At 73.8% G+C, this 23418-nt stretch carries 3 protein-coding genes; all 3 read left to right on the forward strand.

The genetic code is table 11. From position 1 onward, the window contains the following. Positions 1 to 132: 132 nt before the first annotated feature. The 3 genes from CGL27_RS52615 to CGL27_RS42610 all read left to right on the forward strand — a co-directional run bounded on the left by CGL27_RS52615 (position 133) and on the right by CGL27_RS42610 (position 23409). Positions 133 to 13488, forward strand: a complete 13356-nt coding sequence (locus CGL27_RS52615; protein ID WP_276147897.1) for a type I polyketide synthase — start codon at positions 133 to 135, stop codon at positions 13486 to 13488. After that, positions 13488 to 18446, forward strand: coding sequence for a type I polyketide synthase (locus CGL27_RS42605; protein WP_119992876.1), 4959 nt, complete (start codon positions 13488 to 13490; stop codon positions 18444 to 18446). Before CGL27_RS52615 ends, CGL27_RS42605 begins: the two co-directional genes overlap by 1 nt. Before the next feature lie 61 nt (positions 18447 to 18507). Beyond that, positions 18508 to 23409 (forward strand): type I polyketide synthase, encoded by a 4902-nt coding sequence (locus CGL27_RS42610; RefSeq protein WP_119992878.1) that lies wholly within the window; start codon positions 18508 to 18510, stop codon positions 23407 to 23409. Positions 23410 to 23418: the final 9 nt, after the last annotated feature.

Raw genomic sequence — 23418 nt, forward strand, 5'->3', positions numbered from 1 at the left:
CCTATACCCGCGGTTAGGGGTACCGACGGTTAGGGGTGGTTGAGGCGACTCCCGAGCCCATACCGTCGACTTCCGGATCATGGTCAGTCCAGTCGCGTCGTATCTCAACTGAGAGAAGAGTCTGAGGTCGTGATGTCGGAGAACTCCCTGGTGCGTGACGGGCACATCGCGGTCATCGGTATGGCATGTCGCGTACCGGGCGCATCGACACCCGATGAGTTCTGGCAGTTGCTGCGCAATGGAGAGAGCGCCATCACGGAGATTCCGGCGGACCGGTATGCCGATGAGCTCCGGGACGCCGGCATTCGATTCGGCGGGTTCGTCGAAACGGCAGCCGAGTTCGATCCGGAGTTCTTCGGGATTTCACCCCGCGAGGCACTGGCGATGGACCCCCAGCAGCGGCTCGCGCTGGAACTGTGCTGGGAGGCCCTGGAAAACGCCGGACTCGTCCCCGCGCACCTCGAGGGCAGCCGCACCGGCGTCTTCATCGGCGCCATCGCCGACGACTACGCGACACTGGTCCACCGCCGCGAACCGGCCGCCATCACCCAGCACACCCTCACCGGTCTGAACCGCGGCATCATCGCCAACCGGGTCTCCTACGCCCTGGGACTGCGCGGCCCCAGCGTGGCCGTGGACACCGGGCAGTCCTCGTCCCTGGCCGCCGTCCACCTGGCCTGCGAGAGCCTGCGGCGCGGCGAGACCGAGACCGCTGTCGCGGGCGGCGTCCAGCTCAACCTCGCCCCCGACAGCTTCATCGCCGCCTCGCGGTTCGGCGCGCTCTCCCCGGACGGCCGCTCCTTCACCTTCGACGCCCGCGCCAACGGCTATGTGCGCGGTGAGGGCGGCGGCCTCGTCGTGCTCAAACGGCTCGCGGACGCCCGACGCGACGGCGACCCCGTGCTGGGGGTGATCCGCGGCTCCGAGGCCAACAACGACGGCGGCGGCGACAGCCTCACCACCCCCGCGGCCCACGGGCAGGTGGCCATGCTGCGCGCCGCCTACGAGCGCGCCGGGGTCGACCCCGCCCGGGTCCAGTACGTCGAACTGCACGGCACCGGCACCAAGGTCGGCGACCCGGTCGAGGCCGAGGCACTGGGCGCGGTCCTGGGTGTCGGCCGGGCGCACGGCGCGCCGCTGCGCGTCGGCTCCGCCAAGACGAACGTCGGCCACCTCGAAGGGGCCGCCGGAATCACCGGCCTCATCAAGACGGTGCTCTCGCTCACCCACCGCGAACTGTTCCCGAGCCTCAACTACCGGACACCGAACCCCGCCATCCCCCTGGACACCCTGGGCCTCACGGTTCAGACCGCCCTCGACCCCTGGGCCCCGGAAGCGGACACCCCACGGCTCGCGGGCGTCAGCTCATTCGGCATGGGCGGCACCAATGTGCACATGGTGCTGGAGCAGGCACCCGCCGAAGACCCGGCCGCGGAACGGCTGATGGACCTCGACGTGGTGCCCTGGGTGCTCTCGGCCCGCGGTGACGCGGCGCTGCGGGCTCAGGCGCGGCGGCTGCGGTCGTACGTGGCGGCGCGGCCGGAGCTCGAGCCGGTGGATGTGGGCCACTCGCTGGCGCTGGGCCGGTCCGCCTTCGGCCACCGGGCGGCGGTCGTCGGCCGCGACCGGGAGGAGCTGCTGAGGGGCCTCGACGAACTGGCCACGGGGGTCGTCCCGGGCACGGTGGCGGGCCGCGGTGGGACGGCGTTCCTGTTCACCGGGCAAGGTGCCCAGCGGCTGGGCATGGCGCGTGAACTGTACGCGGCGTTCCCGGTGTTCGCGGCGAAGTTTGACGCGATATGCGCGGAGTTGGACCGTCATCTGGATGGTTCGGTGCGGGAGGTGGTCTTCGGGGGGGATGCGGAGGCGCTGGACCGGACGGTGTTCACGCAGACCGGGTTGTTCGCTGTGGAGGTGGCGCTGTTCCGGCTGGTGGCGTCGTGGGGTATCGCGCCGGATTTCGTGGTGGGGCATTCGGTGGGGGAGCTGGCCGCGGCCCATGTGGCGGGGGTGTTCTCGCTGGAGGACGCGGCGACCCTTGTCGCGGCCCGCGGTCGGCTGATGCAGGCGCTGCCCGAGGGCGGCGCGATGGTCTCCCTCCAGGCCGCGGAGGTCGAGGTGCTGCCACATCTGGCCGGTTACGAGGACCGGGTGAGTGTGGCCGCGGTCAATGGCCCGGCGGCGACCGTCATCTCCGGTGCGGAGTCGGCGGTGCTGGCGGTGGCCGAGGCGGTGGGCGTCAAGAGCAGGCGGCTGTCCGTCTCGCATGCCTTCCACTCGCCGCTGATGGAGGGGATGCTGGCCGAGTTCGCCGAGGTGGCGGGCCGGATCGGCTACTCCGCACCGCGACTGGCGATCGTCTCGAACGTCACGGGCGAGTTGGCGGGCGAGGAGGTGTGCTCGCCGGAGTACTGGGTGCGCCATGTGCGTCAGGCGGTGCGCTTCGGGGACGGCATACGGTTCCTCGAAGGGCAGGGGGTCACCCGGTATGTGGAGATCGGCCCGGCCGGTGTGCTCTCCGCCATGGGCCGGGACTGCGTCTCGGAGGCCGCCGCCGCGTTCGTACCCCTCCTGCGCAAGGACCGTGCCGAGGTCGAGGCGTTGCTGTCCGGGGTCGCCCAGTTCCACGCTCATGGTGGCGAGGTGGACTGGGAGCGGGTGTTCGCCGGGCGCGGTGCGCGCCGGGTGGAGTTGCCCACGTACGCCTTCCAGCGGCAGCGCTACTGGCTGGACAGCGACCTGCCCGGGATCGAGGAGGCCGCCACCGGTGAACCCCTCTCGTGGCGCGCGGAGTTCGCCGCCCTGACCGACCCCGCCGAGCGCGAGCGCGTGGCGCTGGAACTGGTCCGTACGCACACCGCCTGGGTCCTGGGCTCCCGGGGCCCCGACACCGTCGACCCCGAGAAGATCTTCAAGGATCTCGGCTTCGACTCGCTGATGTCCGTCGAGCTGTGCAACCTCCTCAGCACCGCCACCGGAACACGGCTCGCCGGGACCGTCCTCTTCGACCACCCCACCCCGCTGGCCCTCTCCCGCCACGTCCAGGACGTGGCGGTGGGCTCCCGGACCGCCACGGCCACGCGTCCTGCCGCCGCCCGGCGCGCCACCGGCCACGACGACCCGATCGCCATCGTGGCGATGAGCTGCCGCCTCCCCGGCGGGGTGCGCACGCCCGAGCAGCTGTGGCAGCTGGTCGGCGAGGGCCGGGACGCCATCGCGGGCTTCCCCGCCAACCGGGGCTGGGACCTGGAAGGGCTCTACGACCCGGACCCGGCCCGCCACGGCACCAGCTATGTGCGCGAGGGCGGATTCCTCTACGAGGCCGACCAGTTCGACCCGGCCTTCTTCGGCATCAGCCCCCGCGAGGCCCAGGCAATGGACCCCCAGCAGCGGCTGCTGCTGGAGACCGCGTGGGAGGCGTTCGAGCGCGCCGGGATCGACCCCGCCACGCTCAAGGGCAGCGACGCCGGCGTCTTCGTCGGCACCATGCCGCAGGACTACGGGCCGCGGATGGACGAGGCGTCGGAAGGGTTCGAGGGCTATCTGCTGACCGGTGGCACCACCAGCGTCGCCTCCGGCCGGATCGCCTACACCTGGGGTCTTGAGGGCCCGGCGGTCACCGTGGACACGGCGTGCTCGTCATCCCTGGTGGCCCTGCACATGGCCGTGCGGTCGCTGCGTGAGGGCGAGTGCTCGCTGGCCCTGGCCGGTGGCGCCACCGTGATGTCCAGCCCCGGGATCTTCGTGGAGCTGAGCCGCCAGAAGGCGCTGTCGCCCGACGGCCGCTGCAAGGCGTTCTCGTCCGACGCCGATGGCACCGGCTGGGGTGAGGGCGTGGGCATGGTGCTGCTGGAGCGCCTGTCGGACGCGCGGCGCAACGGCCACCGGGTACTGGCGCTGGTCCGTGGCTCCGCCACCAACCAGGACGGCGCGAGCAACGGCCTCACCGCCCCGAGCGGACCGGCCCAGCAGCGCGTCATCCGGCAGGCGCTGGCGGACGCCGGACTCACCACGGCCGATGTGGACGCGGTCGAGGCCCACGGCACCGGCACCTCGCTCGGCGACCCCATCGAGGCCGGGGCCCTGCTGGCCACCTACGGTCAGGACCGCCCCGAGGACCGGCCGCTGTGGCTCGGCTCGCTGAAGTCCAATGTCGGCCACCCCCAGGCGGCGGCGGGCGTGGCCGGGGTCATCAAGATGGTGATGGCGCTGCGCCACGGCACGCTCCCCAAGACCCTGCACGTACACGAGCCCTCGCCGCATGTCGACTGGTCGTCCGGGGGTGTGGAGCTGCTGACCGAGGCCCGGCCGTGGCCGGAGCCGGGGACCGCGCGGCCACGGCGCGCGGGCGTCTCGTCCTTCGGCATCAGCGGCACCAACGCCCACGCCATCCTGGAGCAGGCCCCGGCCGAACCGGACGTCGCCGCCCAGGAGGAGGCCCGTCCCGCTGCCGCGGGCCTGCCCGTGCTGCCCTGGGTGCTCACCGGGCGCACCGAACAGGCCCTGCGGACCCGGGCCGAGCAACTGCGCGACCAGCTGGCCGACCACCCCGGCACCGACCTCGCCGCACTCGGCCGCGCCCTCGCCACCACCCGGACGGCCTTCGGTCACCGGGCGGTGATCCTCGGCCGGGACCGGGAGCGGCTCCTGGACGGGCTCGGCGCGCTCGCGCAGGGCACCCCGGCGCCCCATGTGGTCGAGGGCACGGCGGGCGGGCGCCGGAAGACCGTGTTCGTCTTCCCCGGGCAGGGTTCGCAGTGGATCGGGATGGCGCTCCCGCTGTGGAACGCCTCGCCCGTCTTCGCGGAGCGGCTGGAGGAGTGCGCCGACGCCCTGGAGCCGTTCCTGGACTGGTCGTTGCGCGAGGTGCTGCGCGGTGAGCCGGGCGCCCCGTCGCTGTCCCGCATCGACGTCGTCCAGCCCGCGCTGTTCGCGGTGATGGTCTCGCTGGCCGCGCTGTGGCGCTCGTACGGCGTCGAACCGGCGGCGGTGGTGGGCCATTCGCAGGGCGAGATCGCCGCCGCGTATGTGGCCGGTGGGCTCTCGCTGGAGGACGCCGCCAAGGTGGTGGCCCGGCGCAGCCAGGCATGGGCCGAGTTGAGCGGCAAGGGCGGCATGCTCTCGGTGCTCGCGTCGGCCGAGACGGTCGCCGAGCGGCTTCGGCCGTGGAGCGAACGGCTCGGCATCGCCGCCGTCAACAGCCCCGCGACGGTGACCGTCTCCGGCGATCCGGAGGCCCTGGACGCCTTCATGGCCGAGCTGGCCGCCGACGGGGTGAAGTCCCGCCGGGTGCCGGGTGTGGACACCGCCGGGCACTCCCCGCAGGTCGACGGCTTGCGCGAGCGGCTGCTGCGCGAAGTGGCGGGGGTGCGGCCGCGCGCCTCGCGGATCGCGTACTACTCCACGGTGACCGGCGGGCCGCTGGACACCGCGGAGCTGGACACCGACTACTGGTACCGGAACATGCGCGAGCCGGTGGACTTCGAGCGGGCCACCCGGGCGCTGCTGGCCGACGGTCACACGGCGTTCATCGAGTGCGCGCCGCACCCCATGCTCGCCATGTCGCTCCAGCAGACCATCGAGGACACCGGAGGGAGCGCCGCCGTCGTCGGCACGCTGCGCCGGGACGAGGGCCACCCGGAGCGCTTCGCCGGCTCGTTCGCCGAGGCGTACGTGCAAGGTGTCGAGCCGTCCTGGGACGCCGTGTTCGAGGGCGGCCCGGGGCACGGCGCACCGGACGTGGAGCTGCCGACGTATCCGTTCCAGCGGCAGCGGTACTGGCTGGACAAGCCGGTCGCGGCGAGCGATGTGGCCGCCGCCGGGCTCGACGCGGCCGGACATCCGCTGCTCGGCGCGGCGGTCCGGCTGGCCGGGGCGGACGACCATCTGTTCACCGGCCGGATCTCCGCACAGGACCACCCCTGGCTGACCGAGCGCACCGGCCCGGACGCGGCCGTGCTCCCCGGCAGCGCCCTCGCCGAACTGGCGATCCGGGCGGGCGACCAGGTCGGCTGCGACCGGATCGAGGAACTCTCCCTGGACACGCCGCTGGTACTGCCCGAGAAGGGCGCCGCGGTGATCCAGGTACGCGTCGGCGCCCCGGACGGTGGCGGCTTGCGCGCGCTCAGCGTCTACGCACGCGCCGAGGGCGCGGACTCCGACGAGCCGTGGACGCGGTACGCCACGGCGATTCTGGGCGCCGGTGCCCCGGCCGTGGACCCCGGCCTCGCCGTGTGGCCCCCGGCCGACGCGGTCCCGGTGGAGGTGTCGGGTGGCGCCGTCGCGGCCTGGCGGCTCGGTGAGGACCTCTACGCCGAGGTGGGGCTGACCGAGGCCGAGGAGGCCGACGCCCAGCGCTACGGTCTGCACCCGGTGCTGCTGGAGTCCGTGCTCGACGTGGTGGAGGCCCCGGGTGACGGTGGCGGGTCGCGGCTGGCCTCCGCATGGAGCGGTGCCGTACTGCACGCCACGGGCGCCACGGCACTGCGGGTACGGCTGACACCGGCCGGTCCCGACACCTACGCGGTGGCCGCGGCCGACCCGAGCGGCGCCCCGGTGGTCTCGGTGGACCGGCTCGTACTGCGCACGATGGACACGCCCGAGCCGATCGGTGGCCGCTCCGCCCTCCACCCGTCGCTGTTCCGCCTGGAGTGGCCCGCCGCGCCCGCCGCGGCCACGGCCGTGGCCCCGGCGACCTGGGCGGTGCTCGGCGACGATCCGCTCGGGCTCTCCCCGGCTGTGGACGCGGTGCCCTACGACGAGGCGGCGGACGTGCCGGACGCGGTACTGGTGCCGTGCACCCGCACCGCCGAGGGCGACGGAGATGTGGCGGAGGCGGCCCACGCGGCCACCCACCGCGTGCTGGCGCTGATCCAGCGGTGGATCTCCGACGAGCGCCTCGCCTCCTCCAGGCTGGTGTTCGTCACCCGAGGCGCGGTCGCGGCCGTCCCCGGCGAAGAGGTGCCAGATGTGGCATACGGCGCCGTATGGGGGCTGGTGCGCTCGGCGCAGTCGGAGCACCCCGGACGCTTCGTCCTCGTCGACCTCGACGGCCACCCGGAGTCGGTGGACGCCCTCCCGGGCGCGGTGGCCTCCGGCGAACCGCAGTGCGCGGTGCGCGAGGGCCGGGCCCGGGTGCCCCGGCTGGGCCGGGTGGCTATGGGGGCTGGGGCCGGTGCGGCTGCTGGGGCTGCTGGGGCCGTCGCCACCCGGACTTCCGGGGTCACCGGCACCGGGGTTGCCCAGGTCGCTGGGGCCGGGGTTGCCGGGCCCGCCGCGACCGTGGCCACCGGCGCCGAGACCGCTGAGGCCAACGGCACCGAGGTTGCCGGGGTTGCCGCCACCGGGGTTGCCGGGCTCGCCGCGACCGTGGCCGCCGCCACCGAGGCCGCCGAGACCACTGCCACCGAAGCCATCGAGGTCGCCTCCACCAGGGCTACCGAGTCCGCCGGTGCACGGCCCACCGAGGCCGCCGACGCCCACCGACGGCTGGATCCCGAGGACACCGTTCTCGTCACCGGCGCCACCGGCACCCTCGGCGGGCTCCTCGCCCGCCACCTTGTGACCGAGCACGGCGTACGGCATCTGCTGCTGACCAGCCGGCGCGGGCCCGCCGCCGAGGGCATGGCCGAACTCCGCGCGGAGCTGGTCGAGTTGGGGGCCACCGTCACCGTCGCCGCCTGCGATACGGCCGACCGGGAGGCGCTTGCCGGGCTGCTCGGCGCGATACCCGCCGCGCATCCGCTGACCGCCGTGATCCACGCGGCGGGGGTGCTCGACGACGGCGTCGTGGACGCGCTGAACCCCGAGCGGCTCGACCGGGTGCTGCGGCCCAAGGTGGACGCCGCATGGAATCTGCACGAGCTGACCGCGGACCACGACCTGGCCGCGTTCGTCCTCTACTCCTCCGTCGTCGCCACCATCGGCAACGCCGGACAGGCCAACTACGCCGCTGCCAACGCCTTCCTGGACTCCCTCGCCCAGCACCGCAGGGCCCGCGGCCTGGCCGCCCAGTCCCTCGCCTGGGGCCTGTGGGAGCAGCGCAGCGGCATGAGCGGCCATCTGGCCGACGCCGATGTGCGGCGCATGGCGCGCTCCGGCATCCGTCCGCTGCCCAGCGTGGAGGGTATGGAACTCTTCGACGCCGCGCGGGCGGCCGGGGACGCCACTCTGGTGCCCGTCCGGCTCGATCTGGCGGACCTGCGCAGGCGGGCCACGAGCGGCACCCCCGGCCAGGACGCCGTCCCCGCCTATCTGCGCGGCCTGGTCAGGACGCCGGTCCGCCGGGTGGTACGGGCCGGTGGCGGAGGCGGAGCCGTGGAAACCGGCGAGAGCTCGCTGGGCCGGCGGCTGGCCGCCCTGGCGGCGGCCGACCGTGATCCGTTCCTGCTGGACCTGGTGCGGGAACACGCGGCGGCCGTGCTGGGGCTCGCCGCCCCGGAGGACATCGAGGCCACCCGCGCCTTCCGCGAGGTCGGCTTCGACTCCCTGACCGCCGTGGAGTTGCGCAACCGGCTGGGCGCGGCCACCGGGCTGCGGCTGCCGACCACCCTCCTCTTCGACTATCCGACCCCCGCCGTGCTGGTGGACCATCTGCGGCGCGAGGCACTGGGCGAGCGGGAGGAGGTGGCGGCCGTGGTGGCCGCCGTCCGGCCCGCCGATGACGACCCGATCGCCATCGTGGCCATGAGCTGCCGGCTGCCGGGCGGGGTCCGCGCGCCCGAGGAGCTGTGGGAGCTGGTGGCCGACGGCCGCGATGTGATCTCGGCCTTCCCGGCCGACCGCGGCTGGAACGTCGAGGAGCTGTACGACCCCAACCCCGATACGCCGGGCAGGAGTTACGCCAAGGAGGGCGGCTTCCTCTACGACGCCTACCACTTCGACCCCGAGTTCTTCGGGATCTCCCCGCGCGAGGCGCTCGCCATGGACCCGCAGCAGCGGCTGCTGCTGGAGACCTCCTGGGAGGCGCTGGAGCGCGCCGGGATCGACCCGCACACCACCCGGGGCAGCACCGCCGGCGTGTTCATCGGCTCCACCGGCCAGGACTACGCCTCGGGGCTCGGCGAGATCCCCGAGGACATGGAGGGGTATCTGCTGACCGGCAAGGCCGCCAGCGTGGTCTCCGGCCGCATCGCCTACTCCCTCGGCTGGGAGGGCCCGGCGCTCACCATCGACACCGCGTGCTCCTCCTCCCTGGTCGCCATCCACCAGGCGGCGCAGGCGCTGCGCCAGGGCGAATGCTCGATGGCGCTGGCGGGCGGCACGACGATGATGTCCACGCCGAGCCTGTTCATCGAGTTCAGCCGGCAGCGCGGCCTCGCCCCCGACGGCAGGTCGAAGGCGTTCTCCTCCGACACCGACGGCACCAGCTGGGGCGAGGGCGTCAGCATGGTGCTCCTGGAGCGGCTGTCCGACGCCCGGGCCAACGGCCATGAGGTACTCGCGCTGGTGCGCGGCTCCGCCGTCAACCAGGACGGCGCCAGCAACGGCCTCACCGCCCCCAACGGCCCCTCCCAGCAGCGGGTGATCCGCCAGGCCCTGGCGAACGCCGGGCTGTCGGCCGCCGAGGTGGACGCCGTCGAGGCCCACGGCACCGGCACCACGCTCGGCGACCCGATCGAGGCCCAGGCCATCCTCGCCACCTACGGTCAGGGCCGGGAGGCCGAACGGCCGCTGTGGCTGGGCGCGCTGAAGTCCAACATCGGCCACACCCAGGGCGCGGCCGGCGGGGCCGGTGTCATCAAGATGGTCATGGCGATGCGCCACGGTCTGCTGCCCAGGACACTCCACGTCAAGGAGCCCACCCCGCATGTGGACTGGACGGCCGGAGCGGTCGAGCTGCTGACCGAGGCCAGGGACTGGCCGGTGGGCGAGCGGGTGCGCCGCGCCGGGGTGTCCGCCTTCGGCATCAGCGGCACCAACGCCCACCTCATCCTGGAGGAACCGCCCGCCGGGCCCGCCGCCGACCCGGAGCCGTCGGTGCGCACCGATGTGGTGCCGTGGGTGGTGTCCGGCCGTACCGAGGTGGCGTTGCGCGCCCAGGCAGCGCGGCTGCGGTCGTACGTGACGGAGCGGCCGGAGCTGGACCCGGTGGATGTGGGCTACTCGCTGGCGCTGGCCCGGACCGCCTTCGGCCACCGCGCGGCGGTCATCGGCCGCGACCGGGCGGAGCTGTTGAGCGGGCTGGACCAGCTCGCCACGGGCGTCACCCCCGGCGCGGTGGCGGACGAGGAGGGCAGGACGGCGTTCCTGTTCACCGGGCAGGGTGCGCAACGACCCGGTATGGGACGGAAGTTGTACGCGGCGTTCCCGGTGTTCGCGGCGGAGTTCGACGCGGTGTGTGCGGAGTTGGACCGTCATCTGGATGGTGGTTCGGTGCGGGAGGTGGTTTTCGGCGGGGATGCGGAGGCGCTGGACCGGACGGTGTTCACGCAGACCGGGCTGTTCGCTGTGGAGGTGGCGCTGTTCCGGCTCATCGAAACGTGGGGTCTCGCACCGGATTTCGTGGTGGGGCATTCGGTGGGGGAGCTGGCCGCGGCCCATGTGGCGGGGGTCTTCTCGCTGGAGGACGCGTGTGCGCTGGTGGCCGCGCGCGGTCGGCTGATGCAGGCGCTGCCCGAGGGCGGTGCGATGGTGTCGCTGAAGGCCGCGGAGGCCGAGGTGCTGCCACATCTGGCCGGTTACGAGGACCGGGTGAGTGTGGCGGCTGTCAATGGCCCGGCGGCGACCGTCATCTCCGGTGCGGAGTCGGCGGTGCTGGCGGTGGCCGAGGCGGTGGGCGTCAAGAGCAGGCGACTGAGCGTCTCGCACGCTTTCCACTCGCCGCTGATGGAGGGGATGCTAGGCCAATTCGCCGAAGTGGCGGCCGGGATCACCTACTCCGCACCGGGACTGGCGATCATTTCGAACGTCACAGGTGAGCCGGTGGGCGAGGAGGTGTGCTCGCCGGAGTACTGGGTGCGCCATGTGCGTCAGGCAGTCCGCTTCGGGGACGGCGTACGGTTCCTCGAAGGGCAGGGGGTCACCCGGTATGTGGAGATCGGCCCGGCCGGTGTGCTCTCCGCCATGGGCCGGGACTGCGTCTCGGAGGCCGCCGCCGCGTTCGTACCCCTCCTGCGCAAGGACCGTGCCGAGGTCGAGGCGTTGCTGTCCGGGGTCGCCCAGTTCCACGCCCACGGCGGCGAGGTGGACTGGGAGCGGGTGTTCGCCGGGCGCGGTGCGTGCCGGGTGGAGTTGCCCACGTACGCCTTCCAGCGGCAGCGCTACTGGTTCGACCCCGCCACGTCTGGAACCCCGACTGCCGCCGCCACGGACACGTCCGCCGTGGAGGCACGCTTCTGGGAGGCGGTCGAGCGCGAGGACCTGGAGGCGCTGACCACCACCCTGGAGATCGACCAGCAGACGCGGCTCAGCGAACTGCTGCCCGCGCTCTCCTCCTGGCGCCGGGGCCAGAGCGACCGCGCCACCGTGGACTCCTGGCGCTACCGGATCACCTGGTCCCCGGTGTCCGTCGAGGAACGTACGGCGCCGCTGTCCGGCACCTGGCTGCTGGCCGTGCCCGAGGGCCGGGCCGACAGCGCGCGGGTCGCCGCCGTGGTGGCGGCCCTCGACCGGCGCGGCGCACACGTCAACCCCCTCACCCTGGCCACGACCGGCCGTGACGCGCTCGCCGAGCGGCTGCGCCAGGTGGTGGCCACCGGGGGCACCCCGGCCGGTGTGCTCTCGCTGCTCGCCCTCGACGACGGCCCGCACCCCGAACACACCGCGCTCACCACCGGTCTGGCCCTCAACCTCGGACTGATCCAGGCGCTGGGCGACGCGGGGATCGCCGCGCCGCTGTGGCTCGCCACCGCCGGGGCCGTGTCGGTGAGCGGATCCGATCCGCTCGGCAGCCCCGCCCAGGCCGCCACCTGGGGCCTCGGCCGGGTCATGGCCCTGGAACACCCCCAGCGGTGGGGCGGTCTGGTCGACCTCCCCGGGGACCTCGACGAGCGGACGGCGGACCGGCTGTGCGCCGCGCTCTCCGGCATCGTCGGCGACAGCGGTCCGGAGGACCAGCTCGCCCTCCGCGACGCCGGGGTGTTCGTCCGGCGGCTCGTCCGGGCGCCACTGCGCACACCGGGCCGGGAGAGCTGGAAGCCGCATGGCACGGTGCTGATCACCGGGGGCACCGGCGGGCTCGGCGCCCAGGTCGCCCGCTGGCTGGCCCGCTCCGGCGCCGAACATCTCGTGCTCACCAGCCGACGTGGCACGGCGGCACCCGGCGCCGCCGAACTGCGCGACGAGCTGACCGCGCTGGGTGAGGGCGGAGTGCGGGTGACGGTGGCGGCGTGCGACGTCCGCGACCGCGACGAGGTGGCGGCGCTGCTGCACCGGACCACCGCCGGGGGCGATCCGGTGCACGCCGTCTTCCACGCCGCGGGCGTCGTGGAGTTCTCCCAACTCGCCGACAGCACGGTGGCCGACTTCGCGGAGATGGCCGACGGCAAGGTCCTGGGCGCCGCCCATCTGGACGCGTTGCTGGACCAGGACCACCTCGAGGCGTTCGTGCTCTTCTCCTCGATCGCCGCCACCTGGGGGAGTGGCGGACAGAGCGCCTACGCCTCCGCCAACGCCTACTTGGACGCCCTCGCCGAGCACCGCGCGGCACGCGGCCTCCCCGCCACCTCCGTGGCCTGGGGCCCCTGGGCCGACCACGGCATGATCGAGCACGGCGAGGTGGCGGAGCACCTCAGCCGCCGCGGACTGCCCGCGATGGCACCGCAGTTGGCGGTGGCCGCGCTCGGCGAGGCACTGCACACCGGCGAGACCTCGCTCGTCCTCGCCGATGTGCGCTGGGACCGCTTCGTCCCCGGCTTCACCGCGGCGCGCCCCCGGCCGCTGATCGGCGAGCTGCCGGAGGTGCGCGACGCCCTCGCCACCACAGCGGCCGCCCCCGACGGCGGCGGGCCGGACGGCGTGGCGGACACCTTCCTGGAGAGCCTCGCGGGCCTGTCGGGCGAGGACCTGAACCGGGCCCTGCGGGATCTGGTGCACGCCCAGGCGGCGGCCGTGCTCGGCCACTCCTCGTCCGACGCGGTCGCCGGCGGCCGCCCGTTCAAGGAGCTGGGCTTCGACTCGCTCACCGCCGTCGAACTGCGCAACCGGCTGGCCACGGTCACCGGACTCGACCTGCCCGCCACCCTCGTCTTCGACTATCCGGCGCCCGCGCCGCTGGCCGAGTACCTCCGCGGCGAGCTGCCGTCGGCCCGGCCGACGGACGCGCTCACCCTCCTCGACGACCTGGACCGGTGGGAGTCCGCACTGCCGGAGCTGATCGCCGACGACGGAGTCCGGGAGCGGCTGACGGGGCGTCTCGGCGACCTCATGGCGAAGCTGGGCGGCACGCCCGTGGAGCACACCGGCAGCCCATCCCCCGACACCGAACTCCTTTCCGCTACCGCCGACGAGGTCTTCGACTTCATCGACAACGAATTCGGGGCTTCCTGATGGCGAACGAGAACGAAGAGAAACTCCTCACCTACCTCAAGCGGGTCTCCTCCGACCTCAAGCAGGCCCGTGCGCGGCTGGACCAGATCGAGGCCGACGAGCGGGAGCCGATCGCCATCGTCTCGATGGGCTGCCGCTTCCCCGGCGGTGTCCGTTCACCGGAGGACCTGTGGCGGCTGGTGGCCGAGGGCCGGGACGCGATCTCGGAGTTCCCCGTCAACCGGGGCTGGGACGTCGAGGGACTCTACGACCCGGATCCGGGCCGGTCGGGCACCTGCAACACCCGCGAAGGTGGATTCGTCCACGACGCCGACCAGTTCGACCCGGCCTTCTTCGGCATCTCCCCGCGTGAGGCACTGGCCATGGACCCGCAGCAGCGGCTGCTGCTCGAAGTGTCCTGGGAGGCGATCGAACGCGCGGGCATCGACCCGTTCTCGCTGAAGGGGAGCAGGGCCGGAGTCTATGTGGGACTCGCCTCGTTCCAATACGGCGGAGATCCGCAGTACGCGCCGCAGAGCGTCGAGGGCCATCTGCTGATCGGCAACGTCTCCAGCGTCGCCTCCGGCCGCATCTCCTACACCCTCGGCCTCGAAGGCCCGGCCGTCACCCTGGACACCGCGTGCTCCTCATCGCTGGTGACCATGCATCTGGCGGCCCAGGCGCTGCGCCGCGGCGAATGCTCGCTGGCGCTGGCCGGAGGCGTGGCGGTCATGGCCACCCCCGGTGTCTTCGTCGAGTTCAGCCACCAGCGCGGACTGGCGGCCAACGGCCGCTGCAAGTCCTTCGCCGCGGGCGCCGACGGCACCGGCTGGGGCGAAGGCGCGGGCATGGTGCTACTGGAGCGGCTGTCCGACGCCCGCCGTAACGGTCACCCGGTCCTCGCCGTCCTGCGCTCCAGCGCCATCAACCAGGACGGCGCCAGCAACGGCCTCGCCGCGCCCAACGGCCCGGCCCAGCGCCGGGTCATCGAGGCGGCGCTGACCGCCGCCGGGCTGACGGTGGACGACGTCGACGCCGTCGAGGCCCATGGCACGGGCACGGCGCTGGGCGACCCGATCGAGGCGGGCGCGCTGCTCGCCACCTACGGAAAGGGCCGCACCTTGGGCCATCCGCTGTGGCTCGGCTCGCTCAAGTCCAACATCGGCCACACCCAGGCGGCGGCCGGGGCCGGCGGGGTCATCAAGACGGTGATGGCGCTGCGCCACGGAACGCTGCCGAGGACACTCCACGTCGACCAGGCGTCCCCGGCCGTCAGCTGGTCCTCCGGCGCGGTCGAGCTGCTGACCGAGGCCCAGGAGTGGCCGGAGCGTGGCCGCCCGCGCCGCGCCGGGGTGTCCGCGTTCGGTGTGAGCGGCACCAACGCCCATGTCATTCTCGAACAGGCCCCGGCCGCCGGGGAGGGCGACGAAGACGGCGCACCCGCACTCGACGGGACCGCGCTCGGCGGCTCCGCCGTCCCCTGGGTGCTCTCCGGGAGAAGCGAAGCGGCCCTGCGGGCGCAGGCGGAGCGGCTGCTGGCGCGGCTGAACGAGCGTCCCGGCCTGTCCCCGGCCGACGTCGGCCACGCGCTCGCCACCGGTCGGTCGGCCTTCGAATACCGCGCCGCCGTGGTGGGCGCGGACCGCTCCCAACTGCTCGGCCATCTGGCGGCGTTGGCCTCCGGAGGGGTGTCCGCCGGGGTGGTGCGCGGCGAGGGCGCTGCGGTGGTGGAGGCCCGTCCGGTGTTCGTGTTTCCGGGGCAGGGGTCGCAGTGGGTGGGGATGGCGGTGGGGTTGTTGGATTCGTCGCCGGTGTTCGCGGGTCGGTTGGCGGAGTGTGAGGTGGCGTTGTCGGGGTTTGTGGAGTGGTCGTTGAGTGAGGTGTTGCGGGGTGGGGGTCCGGGGTTGGGGCGGGTGGATGTGGTGCAGCCGGCGTTGTGGGCGGTGATGGTGTCGTTGGCGGAGGTGTGGCGGTCGTGTGGGGTGGTGCCTGCGGCGGTGGTGGGGCATTCGCAGGGTGAGATCGCGGCGGCGGTGGTGGCGGGTGCGTTGTCGTTGGAGGATGGGGCGCGGGTGGTGGCGCTGCGGTCGCAGGCCATCGCACGCGGCCTTGCCGGACACGGCGGCATGATGTCCGTTTCGCTCCCGGTCGAGGAGGTGCGGGAGCGGATCGCCGCGTGGGACGGCCGTATCTCCGTGGCGGCCGTCAACGGCCCCGGCGCGGTGGTGGTCTCCGGTGAACCGGAGGCACTGCACGAGCTGCTGGCCCGCTGCGAGGCCGAGGACGTACGGGCGAAGGTGATCCCGGTGGACTACGCCTCGCACTCCGCCCAGGTGGAGCAGATCCACGACGAGTTGCTGGACATCCTCGCCCCCATCCGTCCGCGCACCTCGCGGATCGTCTTCCACTCGACCGTCACCGGGGAACCCCTCGACACCGCCGGGCTCGACGCCGCTTACTGGGCCCGCAACCTGCGCGAGACCGTGCGGCTCGAAACGGCCACCCGGGCGCTGCTCACCAGCGGCCACCGGCTGTTCGTGGAGGTGAGCCCGCACCCCGTACTGGCCGCCGCCATGGAGGCCACCGTCGAGGCCGCCGACGGCACGGCCGCCGTCATCGGCACCCTGCGTCGCGAGGAGGGCGGCCCCGAGCGGATGCTGCTCTCGCTCGCCCAGGCGTACGTCCACGGCGCGGAGGCGGACTGGCGGGCGCTGTTCGCCGGGCGGGGAGTCGGCCGCGTCGACCTTCCCACGTACGCGTTCCAGCGCGCCCGTTACTGGGTGGAGCCCCAGACCGGGCCCGTCGCCGAAGCGGCCACCGGCCGGGCGGAGGCCGAGTTCTGGACTGCGGTCGAGAACGCCGACCTGGACACGCTGACGGCCACACTGGGCACCGGCGCCGACGCGCCCCTCAGCGAGGTGCTTCCGCTGCTCTCCTCGTGGCGGTCCCGGCTGAGCGACCAGGCGCTGCTCGACTCGTGGCGCTACCGCATCGGCTGGCAGCCGGTCGACGGACAGCGGACCCCCGCGTTCACCGGCCGCTGGCTGGTGGCGGTGCCCGACACCACCGGGGCCGCTGACACCGAGGCCACCAGCACTGATGCCTCCGACACCGATGCCGCCGACACCGATGCCTCCGACACCGGAGCCACCCACGCCGGAGCCGCCGACACCGAGGCCATCACCGCCGGACTCGCCGCCCTCGGCGCCGAGATCGTCCCCCTGCGGATCGGCCCGGACGACACCGACCGCGCCCGCCTCGCCACCCGTATCACCGAGGCACTCGGAGAAGCCGGGGCGCCCGGCGGGGTGGTGTCCCTGCTGGCCCTCGACGAGGCACCGCATCCGGCACACCTCGACGTCCCCACCGGGTTCGCCACCACCCTCGCCCTGGTGCGGGCGCTGGGCGACGCGGGCCTCGACGCGCCCCTGTGGTGTGTCACCCGCGGCGCCGTCTCCGCGGGTGGCGCCGACCGTCTCGAAGCCCCCGCGCAAGCCCTCGTCTGGGGCCTGGGCGGTGCGGTCGCCCTGGAACACCCGCAGCGCTGGGGCGGTTTGATCGATCTTCCCGCCAGGCTCGACGAGGGTTCCCTCCGGGCGCTCGCCCGCGCCCTGACCGCCCAGGACGGCGAGGACCAACTGGCCATCCGCGCCTCGGGCACCCTCGCCCGGCGGCTGAGGCGGGCCGGTGCCACTTCCTCCGCCGAACGCTGGCGGCCCCGCGGCACCGTCCTGATCACCGGTGGCACCGGCGGCGTCGGCGCCCAGATCGCCCGCGGGCTGGTCCACGAGGGCGCCGAACACGTGGTGCTCGTCAGCCGCCGCGGGCCCCAGGCTCCGGGCGCGGCCGAGCTGGCGGCCGAACTGACCGGGCGCGGCGCCCAGGTGACCGTCGCCGCCTGCGATGTGGCCGACCGCGCGGCGCTGGCACATCTGCTGGACTCGGTCACGGGCGACGGCGCGGACCACCCGCTGACCGCCGTGGTGCACGCCGCGGGCGCGCTGGACGACGCCACCGTCGACGCGCTCACCCCCGAGCGGATCGAGGCCGTACTGCGCCCCAAGGCGGCGGGCGCGCGCCATCTGCACGAGCTCACCCGGGACCTGGACCTCGACGCGTTCGTCCTGCTCTCCTCGATCGCCGGCACCGTGGGCGCCGCCGGACAGGGCAACTACGCGGCGGCCAGCGCGTATCTCGACGCACTCGCCCAACTCCGGCGCGCGGACGGCCTGCCCGCCACGTCGGTGGCCTGGAGCGCCTGGGCGGGCGGCGGAATGATCGACGGTGAGGTGGCGGACCAGCTAGGACGGCGTGGCGCGCCCCCCATCGACGGTGCGCGGGCCCTGGAACTGCTGCGGCAGACGGTCGCGCACGGCGACGGTTTCCTCGTCGCCGCCGACATCGACTGGGGCCGTTTCGCACCCACCCTGTCCGCCCTCCGGCCGCTGCCGCTGCTCGCCGACCTCCCCGAGGCGGGCGGCACCGGGCAGGACCCGGCCGGGGCGGAGCGGGAGGAGGCCGGTGGCGCCGCGGCGCTGCGCAAGCGGCTCGTGGAGCTGAGCCCGGCCGACCGTCACACCGCCCTGGTGGAGCTGGTGAGCGAGCAGGCGGCCGCGGCCCTCGGCTACACCGACGCGGGCGCGGTCGAGACCGGGCGGGCCTTCAAGGAGCTGGGCTTCGACTCGCTCACCGCGGTCGATCTGCGCAACCGGCTGAACGCCGCCACCGGTCTGCGGCTGCCGGTCACCCTCGTCTTCGACTACCCGACCGCCGGCGACCTCGCCGGGCTGCTGCGGGAGGAACTCCTGCCCTCGGACGAGGAGTCCATGGACACCACGTCGCTCGCGGAGCTCGACCGCGCCCAGTCCACCCTCGCCGCCCTGGAGCTGGACGACATCGAATCGGCCACGGACGACGAGATGTTCGAGCTGCTGGACGGGATGTTCCAGCTGCTGGGCCGGGATCTGACGGCCCGATGAACCCCCGCGCCACCGCCCCGGCCGCCACCGACGTTCCGGCCCTCTTGAGGAGCTGACGACCATGGACAACGAGAAGAAGCTGCGCGACTACCTCAAGCGGGCCACCGGCCACCTCCGCGCGGCACACGGCCGGATCCAGGAGCTGCAGACCCCCGAGCCCATCGCCATCGTGGGGATGAACTGCCGCTACGCGGGCGACATCCGGTCCCCCGAGGACCTGTGGCAGGCCGTAGCCGAAGGCCGGGACGGCATGGGCGACTTCCCGGCCGACCGGGGCTGGGACCTGCCGAACCTCTTCGACCCGGACCCCGACCGGGAGGGCCGCACCTACGCCCGCCAGGGCGGATTCCTCCATGATGTGGACCAGTTCGACCCGGCGTTCTTCGGCATCTCGCCGCGCGAGGCCCTCACCATGGACCCGCAGCAGCGGCTGCTGCTGGAAGTGGTCTGGGAAACCTTCGAACGGGCCGGAATCGACCCGGGCACCCTGCGCGGCAGCGACACCGGCATCTTCATGGGTGCCACCGACTTCGACTACGCCCGCGGTCTGACCGAGCTGCCCGAAGGGCTCGAAGGCCAGATGTCCATGGGCGCCTCGGGCGCCATCCTCTCCGGCCGGGTCGCCTACACCCTGGGGCTGGAGGGACCGGCCGTCACGGTCGACACCATGTGCTCGTCCTCGCTGGTGGCGCTGCACATGGCCGGCCAGGCGCTGCGGCAGGGCGACTGCTCGATGGCGCTCACCGGCGGCACCACCGTGATGTCCACACCGAGCGGCTTCATCGAGTTCAGCCGCCAGCGGGCGCTGTCCACCTCCTCCCGCTGCCAGGCGTTCTCCTCGACGGCCGACGGCACCGCCTGGGGCGAGGGCGTCGGAGTGCTGCTGCTGGAACGGTTCTCGGACGCCCGCCGCAACGGCCACACCGTGCTCGCGGTCGTCCGCGGCTCCGCCATCAACCAGGACGGCGCCAGCAACGGCCTCACCGCGCCCAACGGCCGTGCGCAGCAGCGGGTGATCCGGCAGGCGCTGGCCAACGCCACGCTGTCCGGCGCCGATGTCGATGTGGTCGAGGCGCATGGCACGGGGACGTCGCTGGGCGACCCCATCGAGGCGGGCGCCCTGCTCGCCACGTACGGGAAGAAGCGCCCGGCCGACCGGCCGCTGTGGCTCGGCTCGCTGAAGTCCAACATCGGCCACACGGCTGCCGCCGCGGGGGTCGGCGGCGTGATCAAGATGGTGCAGGCGATCCGCCACGGTGTGCTGCCCAGGACCCTGCACGTCGAGGAGCCGTCGCCCAACGTGGACTGGTCCTCGGGCGCCGTCGAACTGCTCACCCAGGCCCGGCCGTGGCCGGAGACCGGGCGGGTCCGCCGCGCCGGGGTCTCCGCCTTCGGCGCCAGCGGCACCAACGCCCACGCCATCATCGAGCAGGCCCCCGAGGCGGAGCCTTCGGGCTCCTCGGCCGAGGGGGACGCCCCGGTGGGCGGCGGAACGGTGCCCTGGGTGCTGTCGGCCAAGACCGAGTCGGGCCTGCGGGCGCAGGCGGAACGGCTGCTGGCGCGCCTCGCGGAGGACCCGGAGCTGGCCCCGGCCGACGTGGGCCTCTCGCTGGCCACCACCCGCGCCCTCTTCGACCACCGCGCCGTGGTGGTCGGTGGCGGCGTCGAGGACTTCCGCGGCGGCCTGACGGCGCTGACCCGGGGCGAGCCCGGTGGCCTCGTGGCCCAGGGCGTGGCGGGCCCGGCCGGTAAGCCGGTGTTCGTGTTTCCGGGGCAGGGGTCGCAGTGGGTGGGGATGGCGGTGGAGTTGCTGGACTCTTCGCCGGTGTTCGCGGGGCGGATCGCGGAGTGTGAGGTGGCGCTGGCGGAGTTCGTGGAGTGGTCGTTGAGTGAGGTGTTGCGGGGTGGGGGTCCGGGGTTGGGGCGGGTGGATGTGGTGCAGCCGGCGTTGTGGGCGGTGATGGTGTCGTTGGCGGAGGTGTGGCGGTCGTGTGGGGTGGTGCCTGCGGCGGTGGTGGGGCATTCGCAGGGTGAGATCGCGGCGGCGGTGGTGGCGGGTGCGTTGTCGTTGGAGGATGGGGCGCGGGTGGTGGCGTTGCGCTCGCAGGCCATCGGGCGGGGGCTGGCGGGTCGTGGCGGGATGATGTCCGTCGCCGAGAGCGCCGATCGGGTGCGCGAGCGGATCACCGCCTGGGACGGACGTATCTCCGTCGCGGCGGTCAACGGCCCTGGCTCGATCGTGGTGTCCGGCGACCCCGAGGCCCTCCGCGAACTCCAGGCGGAGTGCGAGGCAGAGGACGTACGGGCGAAGCTGATCCCGGTGGACTACGCGTCCCACTCGGCCCATGTGGAAGAGCTGCGCGGGGAACTGCTCGACCTCCTCGCCCCGATTCGCCCGCGCACCTCGGACATCACCTTCCACTCCACCGTGACGGGCACACCCCTGGACACCGCGGGTCTGGACGCCGGGTACTGGTACACCAATCTGCGGGAGACGGTGGAGCTGGAGTCGGCGGTGCGGGCTCTGTCGGCGGCCGGGTTCGGGACGTTCCTCGAAATGAGCCCCCATCCGGTGTTGACGATGCCGTTGCAGGCGACCGTCGAGGATGCGGTGGTGGTGGGGTCGCTGCGGCGTGACGAGGGCGGTCCGGAGCGGTTCCTGGCCTCGCTGGGCGAGGCGTTCGTCCGCGGGGTGGCCGTCGACTGGGCCGTGGTGTTCGCCGGGCTGGGCGCGTCCGTGGTGCAGTTGCCGACGTACGCCTTCCAGCGGCAGCGGTACTGGCTGGAGCAGCCCCCGGCACCGGTGGCCGCCGCCGGAGGCGACCCGGTGGACGCCGAGTTCTGGGACGCCGTCGAGCGCGAGGACCTGGCCGCGCTGACCGCCGCGCTGGAGGTGGACGCCGACGAGGAGCGGTCGTCGCTGCGGACCGTGCTCCCGGCGCTGTCCTCATGGCGTCGCGGCAGCAGGGAGCGGTCCGTGCTCGACTCCTGGCGCTACCACGTCACTTGGAACCGGATGTCGGACCCGGCCTCGGCGGCCCTGACCGGCACCTGGCTGCTCGTGGTCCCGGCCGGACACCCCGGCACCGAGCTCATCGACGCCGTACGCGACGGTCTGGAGACCAACGGAGCCACGGTCGTCACCGTCGAGGCGGCCGAGGCCGACCGCGCCGCGGTCGCCGCACGGCTCGCCGAGGCCACCGCCGGAGACACCCCGGCCGGGGTGCTCTCCCTGCTCGGGCTCGCCGACGCACCGCACCCCGGCCACGCGGGGGTGCCCATGGGCCTCGCGCTCACCCTCGCCCTCGTCCAGGCCCTCGGCGACACCGGGGTTGCGGCCCCGCTGTGGCTGGCCACCCGTGGGGGCGTGTCCGTCGGGGGCACCGATGTCCTCGACAGCCCGGCCCAGGCGGCCGTATGGGGTCTGGGCCGGGTCGCCGCCCTCGAACACCCCCAGCGCTGGGGAGGCATGATCGACCTGCCGGGCACCGTCGACGGCCGGGTCACCACACGGCTGTGCGGCGCGCTCGCGGGCCGTCTCGGCGACGAGGACCAGTTGGCCCTGCGGCCCTCCGGTGTGTTCACCCGGCGGTTGGTACGGGCCGCCGGACACCGGGGGAGCGGCGCCGCCTGGACCCCCGAGGGCACCGTGCTGCTCACCGGCGGCACCGGTGGCGTCGGAGCCCAGATCGCCCGCCGGCTGGCCCAGGCCGGTGCCGAACACCTGGTGCTCACCAGCCGACGCGGCCCCGAGGCGCCCGGCGCGGACAAGCTCAAGGCCGAACTGACCGAGCTCGGCGCCAAGGTCACCGTCGCCGCGTGCGACGTGGCCGACCGCGCCGCGCTGGAGGCGCTCGTACGGGAGGTGGAGGCCGAGGGCCCGCCGATCCGCTCCGTGCTGCACATCGCCGGTGCCGGTGTGCTCGTCCCGCTCGCCGACACCGATCTGGCGGAGTTCGCCGACACGGCGGAGGCCAAGGTCGCGGGCGCCGCCAACCTGGACGCCCTCTTCGACCGGGACACGCTCGACTCCTTCGTGCTCTTCTCCTCCATCTCGGCCGTCTGGGGCAGTGGCGAACACGGTGCCTACGCCGCCGCCAACGCCTATCTCGACGGGCTCGCCGAGAACCGCCGGGCCCGCGGCCTCACCGCCACCTCGGTGGTGTGGGGCATCTGGAGCCCCGAGGAGGGCGGCATGGCCGCCAACCTCGCCGAGGAGCAACTGCGCGGCCGGGGCATCCCGTTCATGACGCCCAGGCTCGCCATCGACGCGTTCTGGCAGGTGATGGACGGGGACGAGACCGTGGTGGTGGTCGCCGACGTGGACTGGGAGCGGTTCGTCCCCGTCTTCACCTCGGCCCGGCCCAGCCCGCTCATCGGCCAGGTGCCCGACGTGGCGCGGATCCTCGCCGCCGACGCCGACACGGGGGCGGACCCGACCGGCGAGTCCTCCTCGCTGCGCGACCGGCTGGCCGACCTGGCCCCGGCGGACCGGCAGGCGGCCGTGCTGTCGCTGGTGCGCTCCCAAATCGCCACCGTGCTCGGCTACCCCGGCCCGGAGGCCGTCGACGCCCAGCGCGCCTTCCGTGAGCTGGGCTTCGACTCCCTGAGCGCCGTCGACCTGCGCAACCGCCTGGGCACCGCGACCGGGCTCCGCTTCCCCGTCACCGTCGTCTTCGACTACCCGAGCGCGGAGGAGCTCGCCGGACACATCGGCGCCGAACTCTTCCCCGACGACACCGCGGGCAGCGGCCTCGACCCCGAGGAGGCCGAGGTCCGCGCGGCGCTGACCTCCATCCCCCTGCTCCGGCTCCGCGAATCCGGGCTGCTGGACGAGCTGCTGCGGCTGGCCGGTTCCCACGACCCCGCCACCGGACCGGTGGACGAGGAGCCCGCCGAGTCCATCGACGACCTGGACGTGGATGACCTCGTCCGCATGGCCTACGACAAGAACGACCTCTGACGAGACTCG

It is taken from the genome of Streptomyces sp. 11-1-2 (assembly GCF_003595545.1).
GTDB lineage: Bacteria > Actinomycetota > Actinomycetes > Streptomycetales > Streptomycetaceae > Streptomyces > Streptomyces hygroscopicus_B.

Coding starts and splice junctions, on each gene's coding strand:
- CGL27_RS42610 (WP_119992878.1), top strand. CDS start 18,508: ATGGACAACGAGAAGAAGCTGCGCGACTACCTCAAGCGGGCCACCGGC.
- CGL27_RS42605 (WP_119992876.1), top strand. CDS start 13,488: ATGGCGAACGAGAACGAAGAGAAACTCCTCACCTACCTCAAGCGGGTC.
- CGL27_RS52615 (WP_276147897.1), top strand. CDS start 133: ATGTCGGAGAACTCCCTGGTGCGTGACGGGCACATCGCGGTCATCGGT.